The organism is Klebsiella sp. MS 92-3, assembly GCF_000195655.1.
Classification (GTDB): domain Bacteria; phylum Pseudomonadota; class Gammaproteobacteria; order Enterobacterales; family Enterobacteriaceae; genus Klebsiella; species Klebsiella pneumoniae.
The window spans coordinates 136,705-149,472 of the sequence record NZ_GL882866.1 but is presented as its reverse complement, the minus strand read 5'-3'; the positions used below and the strand labels follow the sequence as shown (position 1 = coordinate 149,472).

Below are 12,768 nucleotides of genomic sequence, written 5' to 3'. Positions count from 1 at the left end.
GGGGGGGGGGGGTGGGTTACTTCACGCAGCGAGCGCACTGCGAGGTCTGGATCTGCTGGAAGAAGTCATTGCCTTTATCATCAACGAGGATAAAGGCCGGGAAATCCTCCACTTCAATTTTCCAGATAGCCTCCATACCCAGCTCCGGATAGGCCACGCACTCGAGGCTCTTGATGCTCTGCTGGGCCAGCACTGCCGCCGGGCCGCCGATGCTGCCGAGGTAGAAGCCGCCGTGTTTGTGGCAGGCGTCGGTGACCTGCTGGCTGCGGTTGCCTTTCGCCAGCATGATCTTGCTCGCCCCATGGGACTGCAGCAAATCAACGTAAGAGTCCATGCGGCCTGCGGTGGTCGGCCCCAGAGAGCCGGAGGCGTAACCGTCCGGCGTCTTGGCCGGACCTGCGTAGTAGATCGGGTGATCTTTGACGTACTGCGGCAGCGCCTCGCCGTTGTCGATAAGCTCCTTCAGCTTAGCGTGGGCGATATCGCGGGCGACGATGATAGTCCCGCTCAGCGACAGGCGGGTGGACACCGGATACTGCGACAGCTGCGCCAGGATCTCGCTCATCGGCTGGTTAAGATTTACCTTCACCGCTTCGCCTTCCCCGGCCTGGCGCAGATGCTCAGGGATATATTTCCCCGGGTTGCTCTCCAGCTTCTCGATCCAGATGCCGTCGCGGTTAATCTTGGCTTTGATGTTGCGGTCGGCGGAACAGGAAACCCCCATCCCTACCGGGCAGGAAGCGCCGTGACGCGGCAGACGGATCACGCGGATATCGTGGGCAAAGTATTTGCCGCCGAACTGCGCGCCGAGACCAAGGTTCTGCGCCTCCAGCAGCAGCTCCTGCTCCAGTTGCACGTCGCGGAACGCCTGGCCGTGCTCGTTACCTTCGGTCGGCAGGCCATCGTAGTATTTGGTGGACGCCAGCTTCACGGTCTTCAGCGTCGCTTCCGCCGAGGTACCGCCGATCACGAAGGCGATATGGTACGGTGGACAGGCGGCAGTACCGAGGGTGCGCATCTTCTCGACGAGGTAATTTTTCAGCTTCGCCGGGGTGATCAGCGCTTTGGTTTCCTGGTACAGATAGGTTTTGTTCGCCGAGCCGCCGCCCTTGGCGATGCAGAGGAATTTGTACTCATCGCCATCGGTAGCATAGAGATCGATCTGCGCCGGCAGGTTGGTGCCAGTGTTAACCTCTTTATACATATCCAGCGGCGCGTTCTGCGAGTAGCGCAGGTTGTCCTGGATATAGGTGTTATACACCCCCTGCGCCAGGGCGGCTTCATCGCCGCCGCCGGTCCACACGCGCTGGCCTTTTTTACCCATGATGATCGCGGTGCCGGTGTCCTGGCAAGTGGGCAGAATACCTTTGGCGGCGATATCCGAGTTGCGCAGGAACTGCAGCGCGACGTATTTATCGTTTTCGCTGGCTTCCGGATCGTTAAGGATATCCGCCACCTGCTGCTGATGCGCAGGGCGAAGCATAAAGGAGGCGTCGTGGAAAGCATGCTGCGCCAGAAGGGTCAGCGCCTGAGGGTCAACTTTTAGCACTTCCTGGCCGGCGAATTCGGCGACGGAGACGTAATCACTGCTGAGGAGATAATACTCGGTGTCATCCTTTTTGAGCGGAAAAGGATCCTGGTAAACAAACGGTTTATTCGACATTGTACTCTCACTTACTGCTTTGGCTGATTATGTTTCAGGCAGGGACTCCATGTGCCTGTAGAAAAGCGAGTCGAACAATCTTACACAATTTTTTAACAAAAACTGAGACAAGGACGACTTTTTCTTTCAGCAGTTGCTTCTCCACCGTTTGCTGGTTTAATAGGGCGATAAAATTTACTTTGTTTGAAACAGGGATTGAGAATGCAAAAGCTGATTAACGCCGTGCAGAACTATGCATGGGGAAGCCACACCGCCTTAACCGAACTCTATGGCATCGCCAACCCGGACAATCTGCCGATGGCAGAGCTGTGGATGGGGGCGCATCCGAAGAGCAGTTCGCAGATCCTGGCGGCCGACGGCCAGCCGCGTTCGCTGCGCGAGGTGATTGACGCGGATAAAGCCGCTCTGCTCGGCGACAAGGTTGCCGCCCGCTTTGGTGAACTGCCGTTCCTGTTTAAGGTACTGTGCGCCGCTCAGCCGCTCTCAATTCAGGTGCATCCCAACAAGCGGGCCTCGGAAGAAGGTTTCGCCCGCGAGAACGCCGCCGGTATCCCGCTCTCCGCCGCCGAGCGTAACTACAAAGATCCGAACCACAAACCGGAGCTGGTTTTTGCCCTGACGCCGTTCCTGGCGATGAATGCATTTCGCGAGTTCAGCGAGATTGTCACCCTGCTGCAGCCGGTGGCTAGCGCGCATCCGGCAATCGGCGCCTTCCTGCAGCAGCCGGACGCGACTCACCTGAGCCAGCTGTTTGCCAGCCTGCTAAATATGCAGGGTGAGGAAAAGGCCAAGGCGCTGCAGGTGCTGCGCGACGTACTGGCCCGTGAACAAGGCGAACCGTGGCAGACTATCCGCCTGATCGCGGAATTCTATCCGGACGACAGCGGCCTCTTCTCCCCGCTGCTGCTGAACGTGGTGAAGCTGAACCCAGGCGAAGCGATGTTCCTGTTTGCTGAAACGCCGCACGCCTATCTGCAGGGGGTGGCGCTGGAGGTGATGGCCAACTCGGATAACGTACTGCGCGCCGGCCTGACGCCGAAATACATTGATATTCCTGAGCTGGTTGCTAACGTCAAGTTCGAGGCTAAACCGGCGGGTGAGCTGTTGACCCAGCCGCAGCGTCACGGCGCGGAACTCGACTTCCCGATCCCGGTGGAAGATTTTGCCTTCTCCCTGCATGACCTCTCCGCCGAGGCCAGCGATCTGGCCCAGGCAAGCGCGGCGATCGTGTTCTGCGTCGACGGCGAAGCCGTACTGCGCAAAGGCGACCAGAGCCTGACCCTCAAGCCGGGCGAGTCGGCCTTCGTGGCCGCCAGTGAATCGCCGGTGCAGGTCAGCGGCCGCGGCCGCGTGGCGCGCGTTTTCAATAAGCTCTAGTAAGCGACTGACCCTTAAGGTCGCGCTTACTGTTGGTGATAACTCAGCCAGGCGGTCTCTCCGCCTGGCTTCATTTATGGATAAATGCTATGAAAAAATCGCTGGTCGCAGCAGGAGTCATCGTGGCGCTGGGCGTGGTATGGACAGGCGGCGCCTGGTTCACTGGTAAACAGCTGGAAGGCCGGATCGCCGATATGGTGCAGCAGGCAAACGCCCAGCTGCGCAGCAGCGCGCCGGAGTCAGGTCTGGAGCTGAGCTATCAGGACTACCAGCGCGGGCTGTTCAGCAGCCATCTGCAGCTGGTGGTGAAGCCGATCGCCGGTCAGGCTAACGGCTGGCTGGCCGCCGGGCAGAGCGTGGTGCTTGACGAAGTGGTCGATCATGGCCCCTTCCCGCTGGCCTCGTTAAAAGCCTTTAATCTGGCGCCGGCAATGGCTTCCGTCCACACCACGCTGGTGAAAAACGACGCCAGCCAGGCGCTGTTCGAGATAGCCAAAGGCGACACCCCCTTTACCGTCGATACGCGCATTGCCTACAGCGGCGACAGCCAGTCGGCTATCGTCCTTAACGCCCTCGACTACGCTAAAGGCGATGAGAAAGTCACCTTCAGCGGCGGTCAGTTCCAGCTCGACGCCGACCGCGACGGCAAAAACATCAGCCTGAAGGGCCAGGCCGGCAGCGGGCAGATCGATGCGCTCAACGAATATAATCAGAAGGTACAGCTGCGCTTCGTCAACCTGACCACCGACGGCGCCACCGAGCTGGCCAGCTTCAACGAACGTATCGGCCAGCAAAAAATGACCCTCGATAAACTGGCCATCAGCGTCGAAGGCAAAGAGCTGGCGCTGATCGACGGCATGGCGCTGGACGGCGGCTCGACGCTGACCCAGGACGGCAAAGGCGTGAACAGCCAGGTGAACTACACCGTCAACAGCCTCAAGCTGCAGGGGCAGGATATGGGCAGCGGCAAACTCACGCTGAAAGTGGATAACGTCGACGGTCAGGCGTGGCACCAGTTCAGTCAGCAGTACAGCGCGCAGTCTCAGGCGCTGCTGGCGAAACCGGAGCTGGCGCAGAATCCGGAGCTGTATCAGCAGGCCCTCACCGAAACGCTGTTCAATGCGCTGCCGATCCTGCTCAAAGGCAACCCGTCGGTGACCATCTCTCCGCTGAGCTGGCGCAATGCCAAAGGCGAAAGCACCCTCAACCTCTCGGTTCTACTGAAGGATCCGGCCCAGGTGACCGCTCCGCCGCAGACCCTGGCGGACAGCCTGGATCGCGTGGTGCAGTCCCTGGACGGCAAAGTGGTGATCCCGGTGGATATGGCGACGGAGTTTATGACTAAGATCGCCGGTCTGGAAGGCTATCAGCCGGCCGATGCCGCCAAACTCGCCGATCAGCAGGTCAAAGGCCTGGCGGCGATGGGCCAGATGTTCCGCATTACCACCATGGAAGATAACGCCATCAGCAGCAGTCTGCAGTACGCGAACGGCCAGGTGACGCTGAACGGACAGAAAATGCCGCTGCAAGACTTTGCCGCGATGTTTGGTCTGGAAGCGCCTTCGCTGCCGGACAGCGCGCCGCAGGAAGGCCAGCCGCAGCAGGAAGGCCAGCCGCAGCAGGATGACGCCGCTCCTCAGCAGGACGACGCCGCCCCGCAGCCGTAACTTATCGGTACAGGAGACGGCCAGCGCGCGCCGTCTCCCTCATTTTCGCGTCACCAGCCGCGGGGGCATAATCTGGTTTCGCGTCTCGCCAGTCCCCTCTTCCAGCCGCCGCAGCATCGAATCCGCCAGGCTTTTCCCCATCTCCCGCGCCGGGGTGGTCACCCAGGTGAGGGGCAGGTCGTCGAGGGCGGCCTCCGGCACGTCGGCAAACGCCGCCAGCGCCACCCGCTGCTCAAAGTAGCTCTCGACGCCATCTTCCCCGCTCTGTCTTCCAGCCCGTAACAGACCGAACCACGCGCCGGTGGCTACCACGTTGTTGTAGCACAGCACCGCGGTAATGGTCGGATTCTGGCGCAGCAGGCCGGTCATCGCCTCCGCCGCCTGCTTCTGGCTGGACTCGCACTCCAGCACCCATTCGCTGTGAAACGGCAGGCCGTATTTCAGCAAGGTGGCGCAATAGCCGCCGACCCGCTCGGCGCGCGTCAGCGAAGCACTCTGCCCGCCGAGCCAGGCGATCCGCTGATGGCCGCGGCGGATAAGATGCTCCGTCACCAGCTGCGCCGCCTGCATGTTGTCCGGGCGGATCAGGTCGACATCGTCAAGATAGCTGGCGCGGGAAGCAAACACCAGCGGCACCCCCGCCTCCGCCGCACGCTCGCGCAGCTCGCTCCCGCGGTCGATCGCCCCAGCGATAATCACCCCGTCCACCCCCTGCGCCGCCAGCGTATCAAACCGCTGGGCCATCTTCTCGCCGCTGCGGCCTCCCTGGGTGAGAAATACCATTTTCCCCTGCCTCTCCAGGGCATCGGTGAGGCCGGCGGTTAATTCAGCATAAAACGGTTTTGACAGGTCGCTGACGATAAGGCCAATCACCCCGCTCTGCCCACCGCGCAGCGAGGCCGCCTGACGGTTGCGCACAAATCCCAGCTGTTCGATAGCCTGATTAACCCGCTCGCCGGTGGCGCTGGAGATGCGCCCTTTGCCGCTCAGTACCAGTGAAACGGTACTCACGGAGACGCCGGCAGCCAGCGCCACATCATTGATGGTGATCTTTTTTGCGATAGCCATAACCTGCTGGCTGACTCCCTTGCCTGTCGATAAATCGTTTTATCATTGTGCGATCTTTATAAACCTTATTATCGCTTGAATATGTGATTTTTATCGCACTAAAAAGTGATAAAACGTTTTATCTTGCCGTGGCGTTAGTTCTCCCGACCACTTATGAATCAGGAACCGTGCTATGACGGCGAAAACAGCACCAAAAATCACCTTATGGGAATTTTTCCAGCAGCTGGGAAAAACCTTCATGCTGCCCGTAGCGTTGCTCTCGTTTTGCGGGATCATGCTGGGGATCGGCAGCTCGCTAAGCAGTCACGATGTTTTGACTCTGCTGCCGTGGCTGGATATGCCGCTGCTGCAGGCCATCTTTATCTGGATGAGCAAGGTCGGCTCCTTTGCCTTCAGCTTCCTGCCGGTCATGTTTTGTATCGCCATCCCGCTGGGTCTGGCGCGAGAGAACAAAGGCGTCGCCGCCTTCGCCGGCTTCGTTGGCTACGCGGTCATGAACCTGGCGGTCAACTTCTGGCTGACCGCGAAGGGTATTCTGCCCACCACCGACGCCGCGATCCTGAAGGCCAACAATATCCAGAACATTATCGGCATTCCGTCAATCGATACCGGGATCCTCGGGGCGGTGATCGCCGGGATTATCGTCTGGCTGCTGCATGAACGCTTCCATAACATTCGCCTGCCGGACGCCCTGGCCTTCTTCGGCGGCACCCGCTTCGTGCCGATCGTCACCACCGTGGTGCTGGGGCTGGTTGGGCTGGCGATCCCGCTGGTGTGGCCAGTCTTCGCTATGGGGATCAACGCCCTCGGGAAGATGATCAACAGCGCCGGGGATTTTGGGCCGATGATCTTCGGCACCGGCGAGCGACTGCTGCTGCCGTTTGGCCTGCACCATATTCTGGTGGCGCTGATCCGCTTTACCGAAGCCGGCGGCACCCTCGACGTCTGCGGCCACAGCGTCAGCGGCGCGCTGACCATCTTCCAGGCGCAGCTGAGCTGCCCGACGACCCACGGCTTCGCCGAAAGCGCCACCCGTTTCCTGTCGCAGGGTAAAATGCCGGCATTCCTCGGCGGCCTGCCGGGAGCCGCGCTGGCGATGTACCACTGCGCCCGTCCGGAAAACCGACATAAAATTAAAGGCCTGCTGATCTCCGGGGTCATCGCCTGCGTGGTCGGCGGCACCACCGAGCCGCTGGAGTTCTTGTTCTTGTTTGTCGCGCCGGTCCTGTATGTCATCCACGCGCTGCTGACCGGTCTCGGCTTTACCATCATGGCGGTGCTCGGGGTAACCATCGGCAACACCGACGGCAATATCATCGACTTCGTGGTGTTTGGCATTCTGCATGGCCTGGCCACCAAGTGGTATCTGGTGCCGGTGGTGGCGGCTATCTGGTTCGCGGTCTACTATGCCATCTTCCGCTTCGCCATCACCCGCTTCAATCTGAAAACGCCGGGCCGCGACATCGACACTGCCGCCAGCGTGGAGAAAGCCGTCGCCGGTACCATCGGCAAATCCGGGTATAACGTACCGGCGATTCTGGCGGCGCTCGGCGGCGCAGAGAACATTGTTTCGCTGGATAACTGCATTACCCGTCTGCGCCTGTCGGTGCACGATATGAGCAAAGTGGACGCCGCCGCGCTGAAAGCCCATCGCGCCATCGGGGTGGTACAGCTCAACCAGCATAATCTGCAGGTGGTTATTGGCCCGCAGGTACAGTCGGTAAAAGATGAGATGGCCACGCTGATGAATACCGTGCAGGCCTGATCCCACTAGTCCCCCTCCGCTACGGAGGGGGCGCTCGCTAAGGAAGCTCCAATGTTTGATTTTGCCACCCCTATCGATCGCCACGGCACCTGGTGCACGCAATGGGACTATGTCGCCGACCGGTTTGGCGCCGCCGATCTGCTGCCGTTCACTATTTCCGATATGGATTTCGCCACCGCGCCCTGTATTCTCGACGCCGTCAGCCAGCGGCTGGCCCACGGGGGGTTCGGCTACAGCCGCTGGCGCAACGAGGCGTTTCTCGGGGCGATTGTCCACTGGTACGCCAGCCGCTTTAACAGCGACATCGATCCGCAATCTGTGGTCTACGGACCGTCGGTTATCTACATGGTGGCGGAAACCATCCGCCAGTGGTCGAAAGAAGGCGACGGCGTCGTGGTCCACACCCCTGCCTACGATGCGTTCTATAACACCATCACCGCTAACCGGCGGCGGATTGCCCCGGTGCCATTGATCCTGAAGGATAATCGGTGGCGCTGCGATATGGACCGCCTGGAGGCGGCGCTGGCGGAGCCAAAGAATACCCTGCTGCTGCTGTGCAGCCCGCACAACCCAACGGGGAAAGTCTGGCGTCGCGAGGAGCTGGAGACCATGGCGGCCCTGTGTCAAAAACATGGCGTCAGGGTGATTAGCGACGAAATTCATATGGACATGACCTGGGGCGAACACCGCCATATCCCGTGGAGCGAGGTCGCTCAGGGACCATGGGCGTTGTTCACCTCCGGTTCGAAGAGCTTCAATATTCCGGCCTTTACCGGGGCCTACGGCTTTATCCCCGAAGAGAACGAGCGCGACAGCTACCTGCAGGCGCTAAAGGGTCGCGACGGGCTCTCTTCCCCTTCCGTGCCGGCGCTGGTCGCCCATATCGCCGCCTACCGCGACGGGGCTCCCTGGCTCGATGCCCTGCGCGACTACCTGCAGGCGAATATGCGCTATGTCGCCGACACGCTCAACAACGCCTTCCCCGCGCTCGGCTGGCAGCCGCCGGAGGCCACCTACCTGGCATGGATCGACCTGCGCCCGCTCAACGTTGACGATCGCGCGCTACAGCAGGCGCTGATCGCCGAACAGAAGGTGGCGATTATGCCGGGTTATACCTATGGTCCTGAGGGCAACGGCTTTCTGCGACTCAACGTCGGCTGCCCGCGCGAGAAGCTGGAACGCGGTGTCGAAGGACTGATTGCCGCCCTGCGCAGCCTCAGCTGATTCGACGCGCAATCTACAGGTCATCGCGCCGGCGAAACGCCAGGTAACCGGCGCCGAGGGTAAAGACAGCGACAATCACCACCAGCAGGATAAACCCGTGGTGGTTGCTTGCCAGCGGGATCCCACCGACGTTCATGCCGAAAAAACCGGCGACGATGTTAATCGGCAGCGCGAGGACGGTGATCACCGTCAGGGTATAGAGGGTGCGATTGCTCTGCTCCAGCTGGCGGGCGCCAATCTCCTCCTGCAGCAGACTGATGCGCTCGATCAGGCCCGACAGATCGTTAAGCACCACGCTAAACTCTTCAGTGAACTGACGAAACGCCTGCACCACCGCGCGATCCATCCACGCCGGCGGCCGGTTAAGCAGCCGGAACATCGCCGCCGGCTCCGGCGCCAGCAGCCGCTGGAAGCGTAAAAGCATCCGCCGTAGCCGCGCCAGATCGGCCCGGTTGCGCTGCACGTGATTGCTTAGAAGACGCTCTTCAATAAGGTCAACATGGCGGCTGGCCTGGCGGACGACCTGCTCCAGCACCTCCTCCTGCTCCTCCAGCAGAAAGGCCAGCAGCTCAGTAGACGTGTTCACCCTGAGCGTCTGCAAGCGCGGCAGCATCCATTCGATAAACCGCAACGGTTTGAAGCGCGCCGTCACCACCAGCCTGGGGCTACAGTAGAGCCACAGCGTGGCGGTTTCCGCGCTGGTATCCTGCGGACGAAACAGCACATCGTTAAGCACAGCGAACAGATTTTCCCCCTGTCGCTCAATGCGGGTGGTGTGCGAGCCGCTGCGGATCTCCTCGAAGAAAAAATCGGCCACCGGAAAGTGGCTGGTTAACCATTTCTCGGCGGTGGCATGATTAAGATTCAGGTGTAACCAGATAAACGCCTTGTCATCGGCGAGCGCCTGATAGCGGGCGCAGACCTCGCCAGAGGCGATCGGCTGCGGGGGGCGCTGTTCATGAAACAAATAGCCATGCACCAGGCCGGAAACTTCACTATCAAAATCGGGCTTTAACATCTTCGCGGTGACGTCTTGACTCATGGCTCCCTCAGGACAGGCACTGGCACCGTTGATGCCCGAATATTGTCATCTTTCGCTATTTTCCGCGGGCTGGCAAGGTTAATAATCTGGTCATAAAACAGTAACCTGGCTGACATATGACGGCCAGTATCACGCTTCATCCCCTCGCCGCGCAGGCGATGCGATGGAGGCGAACAGAAGGTCTTCTTGCCTTTATGCTCAGGCGGTTATTAAAATAAATTTGATTATCCTCAAAACTTTTTTAGGCAGAAAGCGGTATTAATTTGCGCGCTTAATCATTGCTTTCACCCAGGTTTATTGAGGAGGAGACCATGAAAACCTATGACCGTAATCGTAACGCTATTGCTACCGGCAGCATGGTAATGATCGCCGGTAACGGGACGACGGGCGTGATTAAAGCTATCCATGGCGAGGGGAAAACCGCTGAGCAGCTGCGCCGGGCGGACTGCGTTGAAATCGACGGCTGCGAGGGCCGCTTCTGCCCGTTGGATCTGATCCGTCTCGGCTTCCATTAATTCCTGCCGCCAGGTCGTTAGTATCAGGCCACCTGTGGTGGCCTGCTCTTTTCCCGGGAAATAAAGCGTCTAGCGAAAGCTCCACTGAACACTCATCACAAAGATCGCCGGCACAATAATGCCGCCTTCCACACCGAAATAATCGGTGAAATTATATTGCAGGCCATGATAGAGGTAGGGCGAAAAACCGATGCCGGTGATTTTTTTGGCGGTGCGGTAGGTGCCGGAATCCCCACAGTGGCTGAAGGCATCAAAGAAAAATTCCCCGGTATAGGCATACACCCCTTTCAGTACCCAGCCGGTATCGTTTTTCAGCCAGTCGCGGCGCACGCCGAGGGTCAGGCAACGATCGTCAAAGCTGTTTTTCATCGTTCCGACCAGCACGCTGTATTTTGAATCCTGAGAAAACTTGCGCTCCACCGAGAAAAAGTTGTTATTGAAATGTTCGTTATATTGTCCGTGGTTACCCGTCATATGATAGACATAGGAACCGGTATTCATCGAATAGAGGTTTAATTCCCCGGCCTGCGCCGACGGCATGGCAACCATTAGTAGCGCTGATAACAAAATCCATAATTTATTTACCATTCAGTAACCTATGCCATACCCGTAAAAAGAACCCGGCATGCTAGCACCGCTTAGCTAAACCAAAGGGCAATCAGATAAACCGACGCTCTTCGCGGCGGGAAAATATGACGCTATCTGCACTATAGCAGTCGCCCTCTAGCCTGGTGAGCGCCTGCGGTTATACTGGAGAAACATTCCCCTAATCGTTAAGGACCGCTGTGTTAGCCACTCTCCTCGTTGCGCTGGTCGCTATTATTCATCTCGCCATCCTGGTGCTGGAGATGTTTCTCTGGGAAGCCCCCGCCGGGCGCCGGGCCTTTAACCTCAGCGCCGATTTCGCCCGGCAGACCCGGGTGCTGGCGGCCAACCAGGGCTTGTATAACGGCTTTCTGGCCGCCGGCCTGGCATGGGGGCTGTGGCTGGGGGCGCCGGGGGTGCAGGTGGTTATCTTTTTCCTGGCCTGCGTGCTGGCCGCCGGGATTTTCGGCGCGCTGACCGCCAGCCGCAAAATTCTCTATATTCAGGCGCTGCCCGCGCTGCTGGCGCTGGTTGCCGTGCTGACGCAAGCGTAGGGCCTTGATCCAAAACAGAGAAAGCAGGCGCTAAGGCGGGTACTATTTGCCCCCTTTGGTCGGTCATCGACCGTTAATACCTTCTGAGTTCAGAGGCATTTTTATGACATGGCAATCCTTCAAACAGGCCTGGCTTATCCGATTCTGGTCTCCTGTCCCGGCGGTCATTGCCGCGGGCATTCTCTCTACCTACTATTTTGGCATCACCGGCACCTTCTGGGCGGTGACCGGCGAATTCACCCGCTGGGGTGGTCAGCTGCTGCAGCTGCTGGGCGTCCACAGCGAACAGTGGGGCTATTACCAGCTGATACATCTCGAAGGGTCGCCGCTGACCCGCATCGATGGCAGGATGATCATCGGCATGTTCGGCGGCCGGCTGGCCGCCCCGCTGGGGGGGAATAACGTCAAACTGCGCCTGCCACGCAGCCGGATCCGCATTGCGCAGGCCGTGGCGGGCGGCATCATCGCCGGGTTCGGCGCACGGCTGGCGATGGGCTGCAACCTGGCGGCCTTCTTCACCGGCATTCCGCAGTTCTCCCTGCACGCCTGGCTGTTTGCCATCGCCACCGCCATCGGCTCCTGGTTTGGCGCCCGCTTCACGCTGCTGTCCCTTTTTCGCATCCCGGTAAAAATGCAAAAAGTGTCCACCGCCTCGCCGTTAACCCAAAAACCGCAGCAGGCGCGCCGCCGTTTCCGCCTGGGGATGGTGGTCTTTTTCGCCATGATCGGCTGGGGCCTGCTCACCGCCGCAGACCACCCGGCGCTCGGCCTGGCGATGCTGTTTGGCATTGCCTTTGGCCTGCTTATTGAGCGCGCGCAGATCTGCTTTACCTCCGCCTTTCGCGATATGTGGATCACCGGCCGGACGGTGATGGCGAAGGCGATTATCTTCGGCATGGCGGCGAGCGCCATCGGTATCTTCAGCTATGTGCAATTGGGGATGGCGCCGAAAATTATGTGGGCCGGTCCTAATGCGGCGATTGGCGGGCTACTATTTGGCTTTGGCATCGTGCTGGCCGGCGGCTGTGAGACCGGCTGGATGTACCGGGCGGTGGAGGGCCAGGTTCACTACTGGTGGGTTGGGCTGGGCAACGTCATCGGCTCAACGCTGCTCGCCTGGTGCTGGGACGATATCGCCGCCCCCCTCGCCACCCACTGGCAGAAAGTCAACCTGCTGAACGCCTTCGGTCCCTTTGGCGGACTACTGGCCACCTATCTACTGCTGCTGATCGCCCTGCTGCTGGTGATCGCCTGGGAGAGACATTTTTTCCGCCGCCCGGGGGGGGGGCGGGGGGGGGTGGGGGGGGG

Annotated in this window: 11 protein-coding genes; 7 read left to right on the top strand and 4 right to left on the bottom strand. The window is 59.8% G+C overall.

Translation table 11 applies throughout. The features are described 5' to 3' along the window. Positions 1-16: 16 nt before the first annotated feature. Entirely contained in the window at positions 17-1,663 is a 1,647-nt protein-coding gene (fumA, locus tag HMPREF9538_RS01630) for a class I fumarate hydratase FumA (protein ID WP_002903313.1), read from the bottom strand. Between the two features lie 201 nt (positions 1,664-1,864). Between fumA and manA the strand changes: the two genes are divergently transcribed. Beyond that, positions 1,865-3,040: a mannose-6-phosphate isomerase gene (gene manA, locus HMPREF9538_RS01635; protein ID WP_009760666.1), complete on the top strand. Its 1,176-nt coding sequence runs from the start codon at positions 1,865-1,867 to the stop codon at positions 3,038-3,040. An 89-nt stretch (positions 3,041-3,129) separates the two neighbouring features. Beyond that, positions 3,130-4,707 carry a YdgA family protein gene (locus HMPREF9538_RS01640; RefSeq protein ID WP_004210343.1) on the top strand — a complete coding sequence of 526 codons (1,578 nt, stop codon included), beginning with the start codon at positions 3,130-3,132 and terminating at the stop codon, positions 4,705-4,707. A 39-nt stretch (positions 4,708-4,746) separates the two neighbouring features. Here the strand turns inward: HMPREF9538_RS01640 and HMPREF9538_RS01645 are convergent, their stop codons facing one another. Further along, the gene (locus tag HMPREF9538_RS01645) at positions 4,747-5,775 is read right to left on the bottom strand and encodes a Mal regulon transcriptional regulator MalI (RefSeq protein WP_004148253.1); all 1,029 of its coding nucleotides are present in this window, start codon (positions 5,773-5,775) and stop codon (positions 4,747-4,749) included. Between the two features lie 172 nt (positions 5,776-5,947). On the opposite strand from HMPREF9538_RS01645, the gene malX reads away from it, so the two are divergent. After that, positions 5,948-7,540 (top strand): maltose/glucose-specific PTS transporter subunit IIBC, encoded by a 1,593-nt coding sequence (malX, locus tag HMPREF9538_RS01650; protein WP_002903245.1) that lies wholly within the window; start codon positions 5,948-5,950, stop codon positions 7,538-7,540. Between the two features lie 51 nt (positions 7,541-7,591). Then, the gene (locus tag HMPREF9538_RS01655; RefSeq protein WP_009760665.1) at positions 7,592-8,764 is read left to right on the top strand and encodes a MalY/PatB family protein; all 1,173 of its coding nucleotides are present in this window, start codon (positions 7,592-7,594) and stop codon (positions 8,762-8,764) included. A 13-nt stretch (positions 8,765-8,777) separates the two neighbouring features. On the opposite strand, the gene HMPREF9538_RS01660 is transcribed toward HMPREF9538_RS01655, so the two are convergent. Beyond that, a complete protein-coding gene (locus HMPREF9538_RS01660; protein ID WP_004179669.1) occupies positions 8,778-9,806 on the bottom strand; it encodes a CorA family divalent cation transporter in 1,029 nt (342 codons plus the stop codon). Positions 9,807-10,117: 311 nt separating this feature from the next. Here HMPREF9538_RS01660 and ydfZ point away from each other — a divergent pair, with 311 nt between their 5' ends. Continuing rightward, a complete protein-coding gene (ydfZ, locus tag HMPREF9538_RS01665) occupies positions 10,118-10,321 on the top strand; it encodes a putative selenium delivery protein YdfZ (RefSeq protein WP_004151566.1) in 204 nt (67 codons plus the stop codon). A gap of 69 nt (positions 10,322-10,390) precedes the next feature. Here the strand turns inward: ydfZ and HMPREF9538_RS01670 are convergent, their stop codons facing one another. Further along, positions 10,391-10,870 carry a hypothetical protein gene (locus HMPREF9538_RS01670; protein WP_004179667.1) on the bottom strand — a complete coding sequence of 160 codons (480 nt, stop codon included), beginning with the start codon at positions 10,868-10,870 and terminating at the stop codon, positions 10,391-10,393. 236 nt (positions 10,871-11,106) lie between these two features. Here HMPREF9538_RS01670 and HMPREF9538_RS01675 point away from each other — a divergent pair, with 236 nt between their 5' ends. Both HMPREF9538_RS01675 and yedE read left to right on the top strand, forming a co-directional pair. After that, positions 11,107-11,460 carry a DUF1304 domain-containing protein gene (locus HMPREF9538_RS01675; protein WP_002903236.1) on the top strand — a complete coding sequence of 118 codons (354 nt, stop codon included), beginning with the start codon at positions 11,107-11,109 and terminating at the stop codon, positions 11,458-11,460. A gap of 103 nt (positions 11,461-11,563) precedes the next feature. Then, the coding region (gene yedE / locus HMPREF9538_RS01680) for a selenium metabolism membrane protein YedE/FdhT (protein ID WP_009760664.1) at positions 11,564-12,768 on the top strand (1,205 nt) is incomplete at its 3' end.